General features: G+C 71.9%; 17 protein-coding genes. 10 read left to right on the top strand and 7 right to left on the bottom strand.

Annotated features, from left to right (window positions below; translation table 11 throughout):
- Positions 1-17: 17 nt before the first annotated feature.
- Together ACIO1C_RS32440 and ACIO1C_RS32435 are read left to right on the top strand one after the other, a co-directional pair.
- Positions 18-410 (top strand): YidH family protein, encoded by a 393-nt coding sequence (locus ACIO1C_RS32440; protein WP_401870382.1) that lies wholly within the window; start codon positions 18-20, stop codon positions 408-410.
- Positions 410-739, top strand: a complete 330-nt coding sequence (locus tag ACIO1C_RS32435; RefSeq protein ID WP_401870380.1) for a DUF202 domain-containing protein — start codon at positions 410-412, stop codon at positions 737-739. The genes ACIO1C_RS32440 and ACIO1C_RS32435 overlap by 1 nt, the downstream gene beginning before the upstream one ends.
- A 7-nt stretch (positions 740-746) precedes the next feature.
- Here the strand turns inward: ACIO1C_RS32435 and ACIO1C_RS32430 are convergent, their stop codons facing one another.
- Entirely contained in the window at positions 747-1,388 is a 642-nt protein-coding gene (locus tag ACIO1C_RS32430) for an NADPH-dependent F420 reductase (RefSeq protein ID WP_401870377.1), read from the bottom strand.
- A 107-nt stretch (positions 1,389-1,495) separates the two neighbouring features.
- On the opposite strand from ACIO1C_RS32430, the gene ACIO1C_RS32425 reads away from it, so the two are divergent.
- Both ACIO1C_RS32425 and ACIO1C_RS32420 read left to right on the top strand, forming a co-directional pair.
- Positions 1,496-1,837, top strand: a complete 342-nt coding sequence (locus tag ACIO1C_RS32425; RefSeq protein ID WP_401870375.1) for a winged helix-turn-helix transcriptional regulator — start codon at positions 1,496-1,498, stop codon at positions 1,835-1,837.
- 108 nt (positions 1,838-1,945) lie between these two features.
- Positions 1,946-2,857, top strand: coding sequence for an MBL fold metallo-hydrolase (locus tag ACIO1C_RS32420; protein ID WP_401870372.1), 912 nt, complete (start codon positions 1,946-1,948; stop codon positions 2,855-2,857).
- Positions 2,858-2,893: 36 nt separating this feature from the next.
- Here ACIO1C_RS32420 and ACIO1C_RS32415 read toward each other — a convergent pair whose 3' ends face one another.
- Positions 2,894-4,183, bottom strand: coding sequence for a glucarate dehydratase family protein (locus tag ACIO1C_RS32415; RefSeq protein ID WP_401870369.1), 1,290 nt, complete (start codon positions 4,181-4,183; stop codon positions 2,894-2,896).
- Between the two features lie 213 nt (positions 4,184-4,396).
- Between ACIO1C_RS32415 and ACIO1C_RS32410 the strand changes: the two genes are divergently transcribed.
- The 3 genes from ACIO1C_RS32410 (at position 4,397) to ACIO1C_RS32400 (ending at position 7,604) form a co-directional block, all read left to right on the top strand.
- On the top strand, positions 4,397-5,416 hold the full coding sequence (locus ACIO1C_RS32410; protein WP_401870366.1) for a phosphotransferase family protein: 1,020 nt from the start codon (positions 4,397-4,399) through the stop codon (positions 5,414-5,416).
- A gap of 7 nt (positions 5,417-5,423) precedes the next feature.
- The gene (locus ACIO1C_RS32405) at positions 5,424-6,638 is read left to right on the top strand and encodes an acyl-CoA dehydrogenase family protein (RefSeq protein ID WP_401870363.1); all 1,215 of its coding nucleotides are present in this window, start codon (positions 5,424-5,426) and stop codon (positions 6,636-6,638) included.
- Positions 6,639-6,872: 234 nt separating this feature from the next.
- Positions 6,873-7,604, top strand: coding sequence for a Clp protease N-terminal domain-containing protein (locus ACIO1C_RS32400; RefSeq protein WP_401870360.1), 732 nt, complete (start codon positions 6,873-6,875; stop codon positions 7,602-7,604).
- Between the two features lie 11 nt (positions 7,605-7,615).
- On the opposite strand, the gene ACIO1C_RS32395 is transcribed toward ACIO1C_RS32400, so the two are convergent.
- The 4 genes from ACIO1C_RS32395 to ACIO1C_RS32380 form a co-directional block, all read right to left on the bottom strand.
- Positions 7,616-8,209, bottom strand: a complete 594-nt coding sequence (locus tag ACIO1C_RS32395; protein ID WP_401870358.1) for a TetR/AcrR family transcriptional regulator — start codon at positions 8,207-8,209, stop codon at positions 7,616-7,618.
- Between the two features lie 106 nt (positions 8,210-8,315).
- A complete protein-coding gene (locus ACIO1C_RS32390; protein ID WP_401870355.1) occupies positions 8,316-9,974 on the bottom strand; it encodes a class I adenylate-forming enzyme family protein in 1,659 nt (552 codons plus the stop codon).
- Entirely contained in the window at positions 9,971-10,735 is a 765-nt protein-coding gene (locus tag ACIO1C_RS32385) for an SDR family oxidoreductase (protein WP_401870352.1), read from the bottom strand. Before ACIO1C_RS32385 ends, ACIO1C_RS32390 begins: the two co-directional genes overlap by 4 nt.
- 190 nt (positions 10,736-10,925) lie before the next feature.
- A complete protein-coding gene (locus tag ACIO1C_RS32380; protein WP_401870350.1) occupies positions 10,926-13,808 on the bottom strand; it encodes a penicillin acylase family protein in 2,883 nt (960 codons plus the stop codon).
- A gap of 242 nt (positions 13,809-14,050) precedes the next feature.
- Between ACIO1C_RS32380 and ACIO1C_RS32375 the strand changes: the two genes are divergently transcribed.
- A complete protein-coding gene (locus ACIO1C_RS32375) occupies positions 14,051-14,662 on the top strand; it encodes a hypothetical protein (protein WP_401870348.1) in 612 nt (203 codons plus the stop codon).
- 144 nt (positions 14,663-14,806) lie between these two features.
- Positions 14,807-15,874 (top strand): RNA ligase (ATP), encoded by a 1,068-nt coding sequence (locus tag ACIO1C_RS32370; protein ID WP_401870346.1) that lies wholly within the window; start codon positions 14,807-14,809, stop codon positions 15,872-15,874.
- A gap of 41 nt (positions 15,875-15,915) precedes the next feature.
- On the opposite strand, the gene soxR is transcribed toward ACIO1C_RS32370, so the two are convergent.
- Complete coding sequence (gene soxR, locus ACIO1C_RS32365; RefSeq protein WP_401870343.1) at positions 15,916-16,434, bottom strand: redox-sensitive transcriptional activator SoxR; 519 nt, start codon at positions 16,432-16,434, stop codon at positions 15,916-15,918.
- Between the two features lie 163 nt (positions 16,435-16,597).
- Between soxR and ACIO1C_RS32360 the strand changes: the two genes are divergently transcribed.
- A complete protein-coding gene (locus ACIO1C_RS32360; RefSeq protein ID WP_401870341.1) occupies positions 16,598-17,059 on the top strand; it encodes a MaoC family dehydratase in 462 nt (153 codons plus the stop codon).
- The last annotated feature ends 178 nt before the right edge of the window (positions 17,060-17,237 follow it).

Below are 17,237 nucleotides of genomic sequence, written 5' to 3'. Positions count from 1 at the left end.
CACGTAGGGTGCGGACTGTGATCGACTTCGTGCGGAGCCTGCGGCTGTGGTTCGCGCCCCAGCGCCTCGGCGAAGAGGGCGAGACGCCCGACTACCGCTTCACGCTGGCCAACGAGCGCACGTTCCTGGCCTGGCTCCGTACCGCGCTGGCGCTGGTCGGCGGCGGGTTCGCGGTGGACCAGTTCCTGCCGGACCTGCGGTGGGGCGTACGGGTCGGGCTGGCGGTGGCGCTGCTCGCGGCCGGGGCGCTGTGCGCGCTCCAGGCGGTCGACCACTGGGTGCGCTGCGAGCGGGCGATGCGGCGCGGGCAGGCGCTGCCCGTCTCGCGCTTCCCGACCGTGCTGAGTCTGGTGGTGGCGGTGGTCGCGGTGGTGATGGTGGTGGTGGTCGCGCTCGGCGGGGGCCGCTGATGGCGGCCAAGGATGAGGACCAGGACCAAGCCAGGGATCCGGGGCTCCAGCCAGAGCGGACCCGGCTGGCCTGGCGGCGTACGACGCTGGCCTGCACGGTGGTCGCGGTGCTGGCGGCACGGCAGGCGGTCCACCACGGCGGTACGACGACGGGGGTGGTCGGCATCTCCCTGACCGTCGTGGTGTGGCTGGGCTTCGTGGCGCTCACCCACCGCCGGCTGATCGCGCTGACGCCGGCGGAACCCCGGCCGCTGTCCCGGGCGGTGGCGGTCGCGGCGGCGGTCTGCACGCTGCTGCTGGCGGGGCTCGCGGTGGCTGTCATGGCGTGACCGGCCGTCATCGCGTGACCGCCGCGAAGGGCGGCAGCATGCGGCGGGGGTCCTGGCCGGTCTTCCAGAGCGAGATGAGGAAGGCCGTCGTGGCCTCCAGCTGGTCGGCGCGGAGCAGCGGGCCCACGGTGAGCGGGGTGCAGCCGACGTCCCTGACCAGGGTGTGGACGACGTCGAGGGCCGCCTTGTCGTCCCCGCACAGCGGCACCACGAGCGGGCCGCCGTCGGGGAAGGCCGGCGGGGTGAGGCTCCAGACGTGGTCCGGGCAGTGGTTGAAGGCCTTGACGACCCGCGCGCCGGTCGCGGCGGCGATGCGGCGAGCGGCGCCGGGGCCCGTACCGGTGGTGAGGGTGAAGCCGGGGCCGACGGCGTTGGTGCAGTCGATCAGGATCCGGTCCCGCAGCGCGCCCTCCCCCGCCCCCGCCTCGTCCAGGACGGTCGCGACCGCGTCGTAGGGCACGGCGAGCAGCGCCGCGTCGCCGAAGAGCGCGGCCTCGGCCGGGGTGCCCGGCCGGCCGCCGAGGCGGCGGGCGAGGCCGTCCGCGCGGGCCGCCGAGCGGCCGCCCGTCAGCAACTCGTGCCCGGCGCGGGCCCAGTGGGTGCCCAGTGCCCGCGCCATGGCGCCCGTGCCGATGATTCCGATGCGCATGCTCCGATGTCCTTCCGCCGTTCCCGTAACGTGCCGGTACAGACGTTAGGCAGGGCGCCGGTGACCGTTCGGTGCCCGGAGCCGCTGGTACGGAGGTACGGAGACCTGTGGACAGGCTGCTCGCGGACTGCCGGGCGAGGCTCGGTTTCGACCTGCTGGGGAACACCTGGAACCCCGTCGTGCTCCTCGCGCTGGCCGAAGGGCCGCGCCGGCCCGGCGCGTTGCGTGCGGAGATCGGCGGGATCAGCACCAAGGTCCTGGTCGAGACACTGCGCCGGCTGGAGGGGTACGCGCTGGTCGAGCGGGTCGCGTACGTACGGTCCCCGCCGCGTGTCGAGTACGCGCTGACCGCGCTCGGCAGGAGCCTGCTGGAGCCGATCGGGGCGCTGGGGCGCTGGTCGGCGGAGTACGGGGACGCGTTTGCCGCGGCGCAGGACTGGGACGACTGAGGGCAGGCCCCCTGCCGGTTTCCCGGGGGCCCGTGCGGCGGTATCCCGTCCGGGGTGGCGGCTGGCAGTCTCGGCGCGGACAGCACCGCCTCGACCAGGGGATGTCCCATGCCTGCCACGGATCCCTACCTCGTCCGCCTCGCGCCCGGGGTGCACGCCTACATCCAGCCGGACGGCGGCTGGTGCCTGAACAACGCCGGGTTTGTCAGTGACGGGGAGTCGACCCTGCTTGTCGACACGGCCGCCACCCGGCGCAGGGCCGAGGCGCTGCGGGAGGCGATCGTGACGGCCGGGGTGCCGCTCCCCCGTACCGTCGTCAACACGCACCACCACGGGGATCACACCTATGGCAACGGGGTGTTCACGCCTGAGGCCGTCGTGGTCGGCCACGACGCCTGCCGCAGGGACCAGTTGGCGGCCGGCCGGCAGCTCCACCGGGTGTGGCCGCACCACGATTTCGGCGACATCCGCATCACCGCGCCGACGCTCACGTACCACGACCGGCTGACCGTGCGGGTGGGCGGCGTCGAGGTGCGGATCGTCCATCCGGGGGCGGCGCACACCCTGGGCGACTCGTTCGTGCACCTGCCGGACCGGGGGATCGTGTTCACCGGCGACCTGGTCTTCCACGGCGTCACGCCGTTCGTGTCGACGGGTTCGCTGAGGGGCTCGCTGCGGGCGCTGGAGGTGCTGCGCTCCCTGGACGCGTCGGTCGTCGTGCCCGGGCACGGGCCCGTCACCGATCCCTCCGTGTACGACACGACGGAGCGCTATCTGCGGTACGTCACCGAGGTCGCCGCCGAGGGGCACGCCTTGGGGCACACGCCGCTGGAGGCGGCGCGGCGGACGGGACCCGGGGAGTTCGCCCGGCTGCGGGAGGGCGAGCGGCTGGTGGCCAACCTGCACCGCGCCTACGCCGAGTTGAACGGATCGCCGGAGGGCTCACCGCTGGACGCCGCCGCCCTGTTCGCCGACATGACGGCACTGAACGGCGGTGTCCCGGTGGCGTGTCATGCCTGAGGGGACGTCAGGCGCCTTCCAAAAGGCCCGGATTGGTCACCAGCGCGGGATCGTCGGGGTCTTCCACGCCGGATCCGCCTCGCGCATCGCCGCCGCGTCGTCCCGCTCCCGCATCCTGCCGTCGTCGTCCAGCCACCGCCGGTGCAGGACGGCGAGCTTCTCCCGGTCCAGCTCCACCCCGAGGCCCGGCGCGTCGGAGACGTCGAGCCGGCCGTCCCGGAAGGTGTGCCGTGCGGTGATGACGTCCTCGGTCTGCCAGGGGTAATGGCTGTCGCAGGCGTAGTCGAGGTTCGGGACGGTCGCGGCGACGTGGGTCATCGCGGCCAGGCTGATCCCGAGGTGGGTGTTGGAGTGCATCGACAGGCCCACGCCGAACGTGCGGCAGACGGCGGCGAGTTCGCGCGTCCGGTGCAGTCCGCCCCAGTAGTGGTGGTCGGAGAGCACGACCTGCACGGCGTCCGAGGCGAAGGCCCCGGCGATCTCGGGGACAGTCGTCACGCACATGTTGGTGGCCAGCGGTACGGACGTGCCCGCCGCCACCTGGGCCATCAGGTCCGTGCCGCTCGCCGGGTCCTCCAGGTATTCGAGGACGTCCGCCAGCTGCTCGGCGACGTACAGCGACGTCGGTACGGACCAGGCGCCGTTCGGGTCGAGCCGCAGGGGCTGCCCGGGGAACGCCTCCGCGAGCGCCCGGACGGCCGCGATCTCCTGCTCGGGCTCGAACACCCCGCCCTTGAGCTTGAAGGACGAGAAGCCGTAGTCGCGGGCGAAGCGCCGCGCCTGGGCGACCACACCCGCCGGGTCGAGGGCCGCGTCCCAGTCGTCCTCGGCGCCGCCGCCCGGGTGCTCCGCCCAGCGGTAGAAGAGGTACGCGCTGTACTCGACGGAGTCCCGCACCTTGCCGCCGAGCAGCGCGTGCACGGGCAGGCCGACGGTCTTGCCGAGGGCGTCCAGACAGGCGACCTCGAAGCCGGAGACGACGGAGAGGCGGAGCTTGTCGGCGGTCTGCACCCCGCGCAGCCCGCCCGCGTCCACCCGGGCGTCCGTGCTGCCGGGATCGCCGCACACCTCGTCGGCCAGGGCGAAGAGCCCGTTCACATCACTGACCGCGCGGCCCGGGAGCGCCCGGGCCAGCGGCTCCGCCAGCTCCAGGTACTTCCCGTCGCCGTACGTCTCGCCGATCCCCGTGACCCCGCCGCGGGTGACGACCTCCACGATGAGGCGGGGGGTGTAGGGCTGGTGGACGCCCTGCGTGTTCAGCAGCGGTGGGTCGGCGATGAGGATGGGGGTGAGCCGGACCTCGTCGATGAGCAGCGCGGTATTCATACGTGAACTCTATTCAGAGGGGCGACCGTGGAGCTAGAGGCGGGGACGGTGGTCTCCGTCTCTCCCCCCTCCGCCCCTCGGGTCTCTCCCCCCTCCACCCCTCCGGGCTTTCCCGGGCTTTCCCGGGACCCGTGGTGGACTGCATACCGACTGGTCGGCATCATGGGGCCCACGACGGTACGACCGCCGTCGTGAGCCACGGAGGTAGGCACCATGAGCCCAGTCCCCCCAGGACTCGACCCGGAAAAGCTGCGCGCCCACCTGGACCGCGCGCGACCGGGGCTGGTGAGCGGACCTCTCGACGCACGGCTGATCGAGGGCGGCCGGTCCAACCTCACCTACACCGTCACGGACGGGACGGACAGCTGGGTGGTCCGCAGGCCCCCGCTCGGCCATGTCCTGGCCACCGCGCACGACATGAGGCGGGAGTACCGCGTGATCAGCGCGCTGCACCCGACGTCCGTGCCCGTCCCGGAACCGCTGCTGTTCTGCGCGGACGAGTCCGTCCTCGGCGCCCCCTTCTACGTCATGGAGCACGTGTCGGGCACGCCGTACCGTACGGCCGAACAGCTCGCCCCCCTCGGCCCCGCGCGCACCCGCGCCGCGGTCCTCTCCCTGGTGGACACCCTGGTCGACCTGCACGCCGTCGAACCCGAGGCCGTGGGCCTGGGCGACTTCGGGCGGCCCGAGGGCTTCCTCGACCGGCAACTGCGCCGCTGGGGCAAACAGTTGGCGGCCTCCCGGGGCCGGGAGCTGGCCGGCATCGACGAACTCCAGGCCGTCCTGGGCCGCGCGCTGCCCGACTCCCCCGAACCCACCGTGATCCACGGCGACTTCCGGCTCGACAACGTCCTGATCGGCGAGGACGACCGGATCAACGCCGTCCTCGACTGGGAGATGTCCACCCTCGGCGATCCGCTGACGGACCTGGGCCTGCTGGTGATGTACAGCGCGCGCCTGGAGGTGACCGGCTCGCCGATCAGCACGACGGCGGGCGCGGCCGGACACCCGGAGCCGGCCGAACTGGTCGAGCGGTACGCCGCGCGCTCCGGCCGGGACACCGGCGCCCTCGCCTGGTACACGGCGTTCGCGTGGTTCAAGCTCGCCGTGATCCTGGAGGGCATCCACTACCGCTACACCCTCGGCCAGACCGTCGGACCCGGCTTCGACCGGATCGGCACGCTCGTCCCCGTCTTCATCCAGCATGGCCTCACCACCCTCCAGGAAGGCTGAGTACCCCATGGACTTCGCATTCGACACCCGTACGGAAGAGCTGCGCGACCGGCTGCTCGCTTTCATGGACGCGTACGTCCATCCGGCCGAGGAGGTCGCGCGGGAGCAGCGGGAACTGCTGGCGAGCCCCTGGGACACGCCGGCGGTGGTGGGTGAACTGAAGGCGGAGGCGCGCCGGCAGGGGCTGTGGAACCTCTTCCTGCCGGACGCGGAGCACGGCGCGGGGCTCACCAACCTCCAGTACGCGCCGCTGGCGGAGATCACCGGGCGTTCGCCGGACCTGGCGCCCACCGCGCTGAACTGCGCGGCGCCGGACACCGGGAACATGGAGGTGCTCGCGCAGTTCGGCTCGGAGCCGCAGAAGAAGCAGTGGCTGGAGCCGCTGCTGGCGGGCGAGATCCGCTCCGCGTTCGCGATGACGGAGCCGGAGGTCGCCTCCTCCGACGCGACGAACGTACGGACCAGCATCGAGCGGGACGGGGACGACTACGTCGTCACGGGCCGCAAGTGGTACATCTCCGGGGCGATGAACCCGGACTGCGCGGTCTTCATCGTGATGGGCAAGACCGACCCGGACGGCGAGGACGTACGCCGCCAGCAGTCGATGATCCTCGTCCCGCGCGACACGCCCGGGGTCGAGGTGCGGCGGGCGATGCGGGTGTACGGGTACGAGGACCACGGGCACGGCGGCCACGCGGAGGTCCTCTTCGACCATGTACGGGTGCCCGCGTCGAACCTGGTCGGCGAGGAGGGCGGCGGGTTCGCGATCGCGCAGGCCCGGCTCGGGCCCGGGCGGATCCACCACTGCATGCGGCTGATCGGCATGGCGGAGCGGGCGATCGAGCTGATGTGCCGGCGCGCGGTGTCCCGTACCGCCTTCGGGCGTCCGCTCGCCGAGCAGGGGGTGGTGCAGAACTGGATCGCGGACGCGCGGGTGACGGTCGAGCAGCTGCGGCTGCTGGTGCTGAAGACGGCCTGGCTGATGGACACGGTGGGCAACCGGGGGGCGCACACGGAGATCCAGGCGATCAAGATCGCGACGCCGCGGGCGGTGGTCGACATCCTGGACCGGGCGGTGCAGTTGCATGGGGCGGGCGGGGTGAGCCAGGACTTTCCGCTGGCGGAGCTTTGGGCGGGGGCGCGGACGTTGCGGTTGGCGGATGGGCCGGATGAGGTGCATCAGCGGTCGCTGGCGAGGCGGGAGCTGTCTCGGTATCTGTGACGCTGCCCGGACTGGCGGCCGGGCTTTGTCCTCAATCGCCGGACGGGCTTGGTTGTGCCCGCTGCGGGCTGGCTTTTTGGGTGCGGGTTTGTTGCCGGGGGCCGCGCAGGGGCACCATCCAGCCCGTCCGGCGATTGAGAACATCGGTAAGCCGCGCCCACCACCCGGGCGCAGACGCCCACTCGCTGTCAACCGTGGGTTGACAGTTGCGGACTGTCAACCTAGGGTTGACGCATGGCCAATCCCACTCAGGTGAACAATCCCGTCCGCCTTGACGACCTCATCGAGGCGATCAAGAACGTGCACGGCGACGCCCTCGACCAGCTCCAGAGCGCCGTTGTCGCCGCCGACCATCTCGGCGAGGTCGCCGACCACCTCATCGGTCACTTCGTCGACCAGGCCCGCCGTTCCGGCGCCTCGTGGACCGAGATCGGCAAGTCCATGGGGGTCACACGACAGGCCGTCCAGAAGCGGTTCGTGACGAAGGACGAGCCGGCGCCGAACGTGAACCAGGACTTCAGCAGGTTCACGCCCCGGGCCAGGAACGTTGTTGTCGCGTCCCAGAACGAGGCCCGCGAAGGGGGGCACACACAGATCGGCACAGGGCATCTCGTGCTCGGCCTGCTCGACGAGCCCCAGGGGCTCGCCGCGCAGGTGCTCGTCGCCCAGGGCGTGGAGCTGGAGACGGTCCGGGCGGCCGTGGCCGGGGCGCTGCCGGAGCCCTCCGGTGAGCCCGTGCCCGACCTCGTGCCCTTCGACGCCGGGGCGAAGAAGGCCCTGGAGCTCACCTTCCGTGAGGCGCTGCGGCTGGGCCACCAGTACGTCGGCACGGAGCACGTGTTGCTGGCGCTGCTGGAGCAGGAGGACGGCAAGGGTGTGCTCAGCGGGCTCGGCCTCGACAAGGCGCGCACCGAGGAGCACGTGTCGGCCGCAGTGACGGCGATCCGGGAGAAGCTCCAGGAGTAGCCGGGCACGCCCTACGGCCGCAACGCCCTCAGCAGGAGGTCCGCCAGGTGGTCCGCTACCTGTTGGGGGGTGAGGGGGCCGTCCGGGCGGTACCACGTGGAGAGGTGGTGGACGGAGCCGAAGTGGTAGTCCACCACCAGGTCGGCGGGGGTGGCCGTGGAGAACACGCCGCTCCGCTGGCCCTCCTCGACCAGCGCGCGGAAGCGCTCGTGGTAGCGGCGGCGCTCGACCCGTACCTCCTTGTTCTTCTCCGGGCTCAGGTGGTGCATCGAGCGGAAGAAGATCGCGGCGTCGTCCAGGTTGTCGATCGTCGTCACAACGACGTCGGCCGCCGCCCCCCTGAGCCGCCGCTCCACCGGCTCGTCCGCGTCGGCGAAGGCGTCGAGACGCTCCTGCTGGAGACGCAGGACGCGGGCGTAGACCTCCTGGAGGAGATCCTCCTTGGAGCCGAAGTAGTGGTAGAGCGCGCCCTTGGTGACGCCCGCCCCCTCCACGATCTCCTGGACCGACGTGCGGTCGTACCCCTGCTCCGCGAAGAGCCGGGTGGCGGCGGCCAGCAGCCGCTGGGGAACGGGTGCCCCGCCCGCCTCCGTGGTCCTGGCCATGAGTCGCCACCTGCCTCTCGTTCCGTACCGCACATCCGTACGCATATCTGTGCCACGTGTCTGGACCGCACTCCGGACACAACCCCGGGCCTGACTGAGACGCGTCTCACACGGAAGGAGAACGCAATTCCCGCCTGAGGATCTTCCCACTCGCCGTCTTCGGCAGCTCCTCCAGGATCTCGACCTCGCGCGGGTACTTGTACGCGGCGAGCCGCTCCGCGCAGTACGCGCCCAGTTCCCCGGGCTCCGCCGACGTGCCGGGACGCAGGCTGACGTACGCCTTGACGCTCTCGCCCCGGTACGCGTCGGGGACGCCGACCACGGCCGCCTCGCGCACGGCGGGGTGGGTGTACAGCACGTCCTCGACCTCGCGCGGCCAGACCTTGAACCCCGACGCGTTGATCATGTCCTTCTTGCGGTCGACCACGTACAGCCAGCCGTCCCGGTCCATGAATCCGATGTCTCCGGTGCGCAGTTCCCCGTCGGGGAAGGTCGCCCCGGACGCCTCGGGCAGCCGCCAGTAGCCGGGGACGACCTGCGGTCCGCGTACGGCGATCTCGCCCTGCTCGCCGAACGGCACGTCCTCGCCCGCCTCGTCCACGATCCGTACGACCGTGTCCGGTCCCGGCACGCCGACGGAGAGCGTGCCCGAGGCGGGGTCTACCGGTGCCTCCCGCTGCGGCGGTACGGAGGCGCAGGGGGCGGTGCACTCGGTGAGCCCGTACCCGTTGCGCAGGTACGGGCCGAAGCCCGCGCGGAACTTCTCCACCAGCGCGGGCGGCAGTGGCGCCCCTCCCGACGAGATCACCTGGAAGGAGTCGAAGTGGCCCGGGGTCGCGCCGGGGTGGGCGGCCAGCGCCATGAACGCGGTGGACGGGCCGACGGTGTACGCGGGGCGGTGTTCGGCGAAGGCGTCGAGCACCACGCCGGGGTGGAAGCGGTACGCGAGCGCGAGGGTGCCCGCGTTGGTGAAGCAGGCGGCCAGCTGGCAGACCATGCCGGTGATGTGGAAGAGCGGCGCGAGCGCGAAGTAGCAGGCGCCGGGCGCGATCGGGTGGCCCGCGCGCTGGCGTTCGGCGTTGACCATGATGTTGGCGTGCGTGTTCATGGCGCCTTTGGGCCGGCCGCTCGTCCCCGAGGTGTAGCTGATCAGGGCGACGTCTCCGGTGGCCGGACCGCGTTCGGCGGGCAGCGGGAGGCCCCGGCGGGCGACGGCGAGCAGGTCGTCGGCGTCGGCGGGCACGGGCAGCCGGTCGAAGGCGAGGACGCGGGGGTCGTCCCGGGTCTGGAGGTCGCGTTCGCAGGTGGTGAGGACGATCCGGACGGGCGAGGCGGCGGCCGTGTCGCGCAGGAACGCCTCCCAGGAGCGGTCCGCGCAGACCAGCGCGGTGACCTCGGCGTCGGCCAGGACGTGGCCGACCTCGGCCGACTTGTACATGGGGTTGACGGGGACGACGGTCGCGCCGGCCTTCCAGGCGCCGAGCAGCGCGAGGACGAACTGCGGGCTGTTCTGGAGCATGATCGCGACCCGGTCGCCGCGCCGCAGGCCCCGGGCGGCGAGATGGCCGGCCACGGAGTCGGAGAGCGCGTCCGTCTCGCGGTAGTCGAGCCCGCCGTCGAAGTAGGCGAGCGCGGTGTGTTCCGGGGTGCGGGCCACGGCGGTGCGCAGCGCGTGCACCACGGAGGCCGGCGGGTGTACGGGGGCGCGCTGGGCCTCGGTCAGCAGGTGGAGCCAGGGCTTCGCCGCATAGCCGGACGCCGTCATTCCGCCACCTCTTCCCAGGCGCGCTGGACGCGGTTCATCCCGGCCAGCCAGCGGTCGGGGTCGGTGGCGCGCGCCTGGGAGTAGCCCGCGACCTCGGGGTGCGGGAGGACCAGGAACCGGTCCTCGGCCATGGCGGTGAACAGGGCGTCGGCGACCGCCTCCGGCTCGACGGCGCCGGGGGCGAGCACCAGTTCGCCGGCGCTCCCCGCGGCGGTGAGCATGTCCGTACGGACACCCTGCGGGCAGATGGCGTGGACCTTTAGGCCGCGGTGGCGGTAGGTCAGGGAGAGCCATTCCGCGTAGGCCAGCGCCGCGTGTTTGGTGGCGCTGTACGGCGCCGCGCCGATCATCGTGAGCAGTCCGGCGGCCGAGACCGTCGAGACGAACCGGCCGCTGCCCCGCTCCAGCCAGTCGGGCAGCAGCGCGCGGCCCGCCCGGACGTGCGCCATGACGTTGACGTCCCAGGCGTCCGCCCACACCTCGTCCCCGGCCAGCCCGTCGCCGGCCGAGCCCAGGCCCGCGTTGGCGCAGTAGATGTCGACGCTCCCGCCGAGGGCCTCGCGGGCGGCCTCCACGACCAGGGAGGCGTCACCGGGCACGGCGAGGGCGCCGATGTCGTCGGCGATCGCGGTGGCCTTGTCCGCGTCGAGGTCGTTCACGACAACTTTCGCCCCTTCGGCGGCGAATCTGCGGGCGAGGGCGGCGCCGATTCCCCCGCCGGCTCCCGTGACCACCACGCGCGCACCCTGCACCGAACTCATGGGACCTGCCTTCCGGGCCTTCCGGCCGTCCTGCCGTGGGGCGGTGCCGACCTCTGCGTCGACCTCAGCAGACTAACCAGTCGGTATGTGCGGGGGAAGAGCGGGCCGTGGAAGACACCGGACGGTACGGTCGCCCGGCAGGCTGTCGCACAGCCTGCCGGGCACGTTCCCGCACCGGTCCCAGTCGTGCTCAGCGGTGCGTGGGGAACTCCACCACCTGCTGGTAGGTCGGCCTGTTCTGCCAGCTGATCGTGGGATGGGTGATCCCGCCCAGCGCCCGGTGGATGATCGCGTCCGAGCACCACTGGTCACCCGCGCCGCAGCTGTCGTCCCCCGGGTAGACCTGGGAGGCGGGCACCGCCACGGCCGCCTTGAGGGTGGTCAGCAGCGTGTCGCGGCAGCCGCTCAGCGTTCCGTTCCCGCAGTACGTACGGGGCGAGGGGGCCTGTACCGGGTCGCCGAGGACCTGCCTCAGGTCCTTGTCGACGTAACCCCACCAGCCGTACTGGAAGGCGGATCCCCCGTGCGCGCCCGTCGGCCCGTGGGAGGCGGCCGGTGACTCGTCGATGGGCAGCGAGTCGGTGAACGCGCCGTACAGCTCGTCACCGAGGCCCGGCTTGAACTCCGCCTCGACCAGCCGGGGCCACCACGCGTCCATGATCCGCACGGCGGCGGCATGGGTGTAGGTGTGCGACCCCTGGGAGGTCTCCCGGCGCTCGGACCCGGCCGCCCGCCACGCGTCGAGCTGCTGCACGGCGGTGTTCAGCTGGGGATCGGTGACGGCGGCGGACCTGATCACCTTGAGCAGTTCGGGCAGCACCTGTTCCCCGCGCAGGTCGGTCAGCGCGGCGTCGGCCATCGCCCGGGTGAGCGAGGCGCGGGTCACTCCCCCGGTCGCGACCAGCTTCTTCACCCGGCCGTCGAGCAGATCGCCCCGGTGGACGGCGCCGAAGCCGAAGGCGGCGGTGTTGTAGTCCTTGGCCTGCCGGTTGTTCCACGAGACGTAGTAGTCCTGCCCGGTGGACTGCGGATGCTGGGCGGGCGGGGTGTACGCGGCGGTGTTGAACCCGGGGTCGTAGTCCTGCCATTCGTACGCGGGCTCCGCCCTGACGGGCAGCGCGGCGTCGACACCGGCCGCGCGGACCGGGTTCAGGCCGCTGTTGTAGAACGCGGCGGTGCGGGAGTCCGCGTAGAACCAGTTGAAGGCGTAGCCGATGCGGTGCGCGGCCTCCTGGAAGGACGCGGCGTCCGTCGTGTGCGCGGGGTCGTTGAGCATCTGGAAGCCGATGATCGAGTCGGCCTCGTGGCGGTAGGTGGTGCGCAGCGAGGTGTACGCGACGGGCTTGCCGCCGATCGTGGCGCGGTGCGTGACCAGGCCGTACTTCGTCCGCCAGACCTGGAGCCGGTACGAGCCCGCGGCGGTGGAGTCGGCCACCGACGGCTTCCAGGAGTTGGTGCGCTCCATCTTCTCCATCGGGGTGCAGACGGAGCGGTAGAGGTAGTGCGTGGAGGCCTTGGTGGCCGGGGAGCCGTCCGGACTGCACAGCTCGATCGCGTACGTGTCGGTGATGTCCTGGGCCGCCGAGGTGGCGCTCCACGCGTAGTCCTGGCCGCGGCCCATCTGCACGTACATCCCGACCCCGGCGAAGGCGACGCCCCGGGCGCTGATGCCGGGGCCCTGGAGCTCCTGGAGCATCATGAGCTGTGGCGCGAAGTAGCCGGTTTGCGGGCCGAACACGGCGACGGGATTGCCGCTCGCGGTGTGGGCGCCGGAGACCAGGAGGGCGTTGGACATCCCGCGTTTCGGGTCGAGCGAGCCGGGCGGCACGACTCCGTCGTCGAAGATGCCCTGCGCGGGCTTGAGTTTCTTCGGGGCGCTCACCGGGGCCTTGGCCCGGGTGACGGCCGAGCCGGTCCTGTCGTACACGAGCGGTTCGGTCTGGACGGAGCCGCGGTCGGGCAGGGCGGTGCCGCGTGGCTGCGCGGGTTTCCGCGCGTACGGGAAGCTCTCGCCCTCGTGGACGGTGAGGACGGCCTCGGGGTCGTCGCGCTGGCGGAAGGACTCCCAGATCTCGGTGCCCTCGGCCACGCCGTACTTCTGCTGGGAGGCGAGGAGGGAGAGCGCGGCCTGGACCTCGCCGCCTCCGCCGCCGCCGAACTGGCCGCCGACGACCGACGCGATGGAGATCAGGTCGGTGATCTTGAAGGGCTGGATCTCGCCGACGTTGGTGATCGAGTCGATCTTCCCGGTGAGGACGTACTCACCGGGGAAGTAGCGGCCGTCCTTGGCCTTCTGGCGGTAGGCGTTGATGCCGTCGACATACGCCTGCGCGTCGGCCATGGCCAGCTCGCCGCGTTCGCCCTCGGTGGTCCTGATGCGGTCGACCTGGGCCTGGAGGTCGGCTTCCGTGTACGGGGCCGAGGGCCAGAACTGCTGCTCCAGGCCCTGGTTGGCGAGGGCGCCGCCGGCGAAGGAGGTCAGCTCGCCCCGGCCGATGTGACGGAAGAGGTCCATCATCCAGAGCCGGTCCTGGCCCGCCGCGAAACCGGCGCCGAACTCGGTGCCGTAGCGGGTGGTGCCCTTGATGTGGGGCACGCCGGTCTGCTTGTCGCGGGTGATCGTGACGTCGGGGCGCGGGGTGGTCACGGACTCGACCTGGTTGGCCGGGACGCCGAAGGAAGCGTCGTTGAAGAACGTGGTGAGGGTCGAGTCGGTGAGGGTGTTGCGGCCGGCCACCAGCGCGTCGTACCGGGCCAGCTGGTCGGAGCTGTGGGCGGGATGGGTGCCGAACACGATGTTGCCGAGGATCTCGGCGAGAGTGGCGTTGCCGTTCTCGCCGGGCGGCAGGAGGTCGTCGCACTGGCCGGCGCAGTGATCGGCGACAGCGGCGGCCACGGGGACGGAGTCGGGGTCGGCCGCGGCGGCCCGGGGCGGTGGGGAGAGCAGGGCGGCACCGAGCGCGAACACCGCGGCGGCGGCGAGGGCGGTCGTGGAGAGGGTCCTGGCGGGGAGGGATCTGGTGGCCGTTCGGGCTGTTCTGGCGCTCGTGAGTCTTCCGGTGCGTCGTCGCATGAGGGCTCCTCGGAGAGGCCGATGCGCCGGACGTTACTGCCGGTAGGAGCGATCAGTAAGATGAACACCAGTCACCTTTTCCCGGCCGCGCGTGAGAGTTTTCTGTGAATCCGCCTCGAACATTGCTCGATAGAAGGCGTTATGGGAGTTTCGTTCCAGCCAGTTGTTTTTTGATGGATCCGAACGGGGCAGGCGTACGTCCATTCCTCAACGCCGAGGTATCAGCGACGGAGGTGGCATGCATGGCCAAATTCCGGAGTCTTGCGAGACTGGTGCGTGACCCGGGGTGCGATCTGGCCTTGCGACGGTATTCACTGCGCAAGTGCCTGGAACGGTTCGCCCCTTACGGGCACCGGGCAACCTGGGACCATCTGTGCGCGCGGCACGGCATCGGCCCCGAGGACCGGGCGCCGGACCCGGCGCGGCTGGTGGCCGCGCTGGACGAACTGGAAGAGGCGCGGGCCGTGTGGCTCGCGTACGAGGGAGAATTCGCGGAACGGCGCAAGCGGGAGAAGCACGACGGGCTGCGGCGGCCCGGGAGCTTCGACGACTGGCACCGGCGGACCTGGGGCGGCAACGGTGTGGCCCGGTGCGACAACCCGGCGGTCCACCCGTCGCAGTCGCTCGCCGAGGTGCTGCGCCGGCTGATCGCCGGACTGGAGTCGGGGCCGGGAACGGCCTGCCCGGTCTGCGCGGAGCGCGGCATCGTCTGGCAGCCCGACCTCTCGAACGAGCCCTGGTCAGGACCGGTCTGCCGGGGCTGCGGCATCGTCGTGCCGCAGCCCGTTCTCACGACCGAGACCCTGGCCCGCGCCAAGAAGGCCCGCCTCAAGGAACTGGCCTCGGCGGCGTGACCCCCCGCGCCCCCGCGGCATCGGCGAGGTGCCCGGTACCGGATCCCGGTGCCGGGCGCGCTTATCCGGTGGCCCGGCGGTGGCCCGCGCCCGCACAGTGGGCGGCGGAACCGGTCACTGCCGTACGCACGAGGGGGAAGTGCCATGTCGACGCTGCGTGTCACCGCCGAGACACTGATCATCCACGCGCATCCGAACGCGGACGCGCTGGAGCTGGCCCAGGTGGGCCTGTACCGCGCGGTGGTCGCCAAAGGCGCGTACCGCACCGGTGACATCGCGCTCTACATCCCCGAGCAGGCCGTCCTGCCCGCCGGGCTGATCGAGGAGCTGGGGCTCACCGGCAGGCTGGCGGGACGCGCGGCGGACCGGGTGAAGGCGGTGCGGCTGCGCGGCGAGCTGTCTCAGGGAATCGTGTGCCGGCCGCGCGCGCTGGCGGACACCGACCTGGCGGCGGCGGCCGCGGACGGCACGGACTTCGCCGGGCTGCTCTCCGTCACCAAGTGGGTGCCGCCCGTCCCTCCCACGATGGACGGCGAGGTGGAGCGTGCGCCGGACCTGCTGCCCTGGGTCGACATCGAGAACATCCAGCGCTACCCGGACGTCTTCGCGCCGGGCGAGCCGGTGATCCTGACGGAGAAGCTGCACGGCACGGCCTGCCTGCTGACGTACACGGCCGACGGCGGCCGGGTCCAGGTCGCCTCCAAGGGCTTCGGCGCGAAGGGGCTGGCGCTCAAGGAGGACCCGCGCAATCTGTACTGGCGCGCGGTACGGGCCCATGACGTCCCGGCGGTCGCCGCCCGGCTCGCCGAGAAGCTCGGCGCGAGCCGGGTCGGTGTCTTCGGCGAGGTGTACGGAGCGGGCGTGCAGGACCTGCCGTACGGCGCGGACGGTCGCGGTACGACGCTGGGGTACGCGGTGTTCGACATCTCGGCGGAGATCGGCGGGCAGGTCGTCTGGCTGTCGCCGGCGGAGCTGCTGACCGGTGAACTGCCCCTCGTGCCCACGCTGTACGAGGGTCCGTACGCGATCGAGAAGGTGCTGGAGGCGGCGTCCGGACGCGAGACGGTCTCCGGGCGGTCACTGCACCTGAGGGAGGGCGTGGTGATCCGTCCGGTGACGGAGCGCTTCAGCCCGGTGGTCGGCGGCCGGGCGATGGCCAAGGCCGTCAGCCCGGCCTATCTGACCCGCAAGGGCGGTACGGAGTACGAGTGACCCGTCTCGCGTACGGGAGTACGAGCGACCCGTCTCCCGTACTAGTGAGCAGACGGCCCCGCGCCCTGCCGGGGTGTGGGGCCGTCCTCGCTCCCGGGTGGCGGGAGCCGGCCCGGCAGGAGGCGGGAGCCGGTCATCCGGTCGCCGAAGACGTCGTCCGGGTTGGAGAGCACGCAGGTCTCCAGGGAGAGACAGCCACAGCCGATGCAGTCCGTCAGATGGTCACGGAGCCGGCCGAGCTGCTGGATGCGCCGGTCCAGCTCGGAGCGCCAGGTCTCCGAGAGGCGCGCCCAGTCCTCGCGGTTGGGGGTGCGCTCCTCCGGCAGCTCCGACAGGGCGTCCCTGATCGTGGCCAGCGGGATGCCGACCCGCTGGGCGGCCCGGACGAACGCCACCCGGCGCAGCGCGTCCCTGCTGTAGCGGCGCTGGTTGCCGCTGGTCCTGCGGCTGGTGATCAGGCCTTTGGCCTCGTAGAAGTGCAGGGCCGACACGGCGGCGCCACTGCGCGCGGACAGCTGACCGACGGTGAGTTCATGGATCTTCTCCGGAATCTGCGGCACCCCTCGGAGCCTACTGTCCGCGTGCGTGGTCGCGTTGACAGGAGCACTTCCGGCCGCCCATGCTGAGCAAGCGCTTAGACACCACGGGGCGCAGGGCAGGACACGGGGCCGGGACACGTCGAGAGCCAGACACCCGGACACTTCGAGAGGCAGGCACAGGGACATGGCTGAGCCGAGGATCTTCACCTCCGCCGAGGAGCTGCGCGCCGGCGTCGGCGAGCGGCTGGGGCACAGCGACTGGCTGGAGATCGACCAGAAGCGGATCGACCTCTTCGCCGACGCCACCGGCGACCACCAGTGGATCCACGTGGACCCGGAGCGCGCGGCGGCCGGTCCCTTCGGCACGACGATCGCGCACGGCTACCTGACGCTGTCGCTGCTCCCGGTATTCGTACCGCAGATCATCGCCGTCGAGAACGTGACCATGGGCGTCAACTACGGCACCAACAAGGTCAGGTTCCCCGCCCCCGTGCCGGTCGGCTCGCGGCTGCGCGCCTCGGCCGTGCTCCAGAGCGTCGAGGAGGCGGGCGGCGGCGTACAGCTGACCGCCCTGGTCACCGTCGAGCGCGAGGGCGGTACGAAGCCGGTCTGCGTGGCGGAGTCGGTGTCGCGCTACTACTTCTAGCGCCACTCCTTCCGGCGCTACTCCTTCCGGCTCTCCTGCTCCTGGTACGTCCGGCGGGCGCAAGACGACCGGCCGAGGCGGCCGCCGCGGCATTGCGCCGTGCTTGCGGGCGCGCGCGTATACGTACTCCTGCGTACGGCGCGGCCGTACGGCAGGTCGTACGTCCGAGTCGGGTGCG

The sequence above is a fragment of the Streptomyces sp. NPDC087420 genome (assembly GCF_044744165.1).
In the GTDB taxonomy this organism is placed as follows: Bacteria; Actinomycetota; Actinomycetes; order Streptomycetales; family Streptomycetaceae; genus Streptomyces.
Note: the sequence above shows the minus strand (reverse complement) of the source record. Positions and strands in the feature narration are given on the sequence as shown.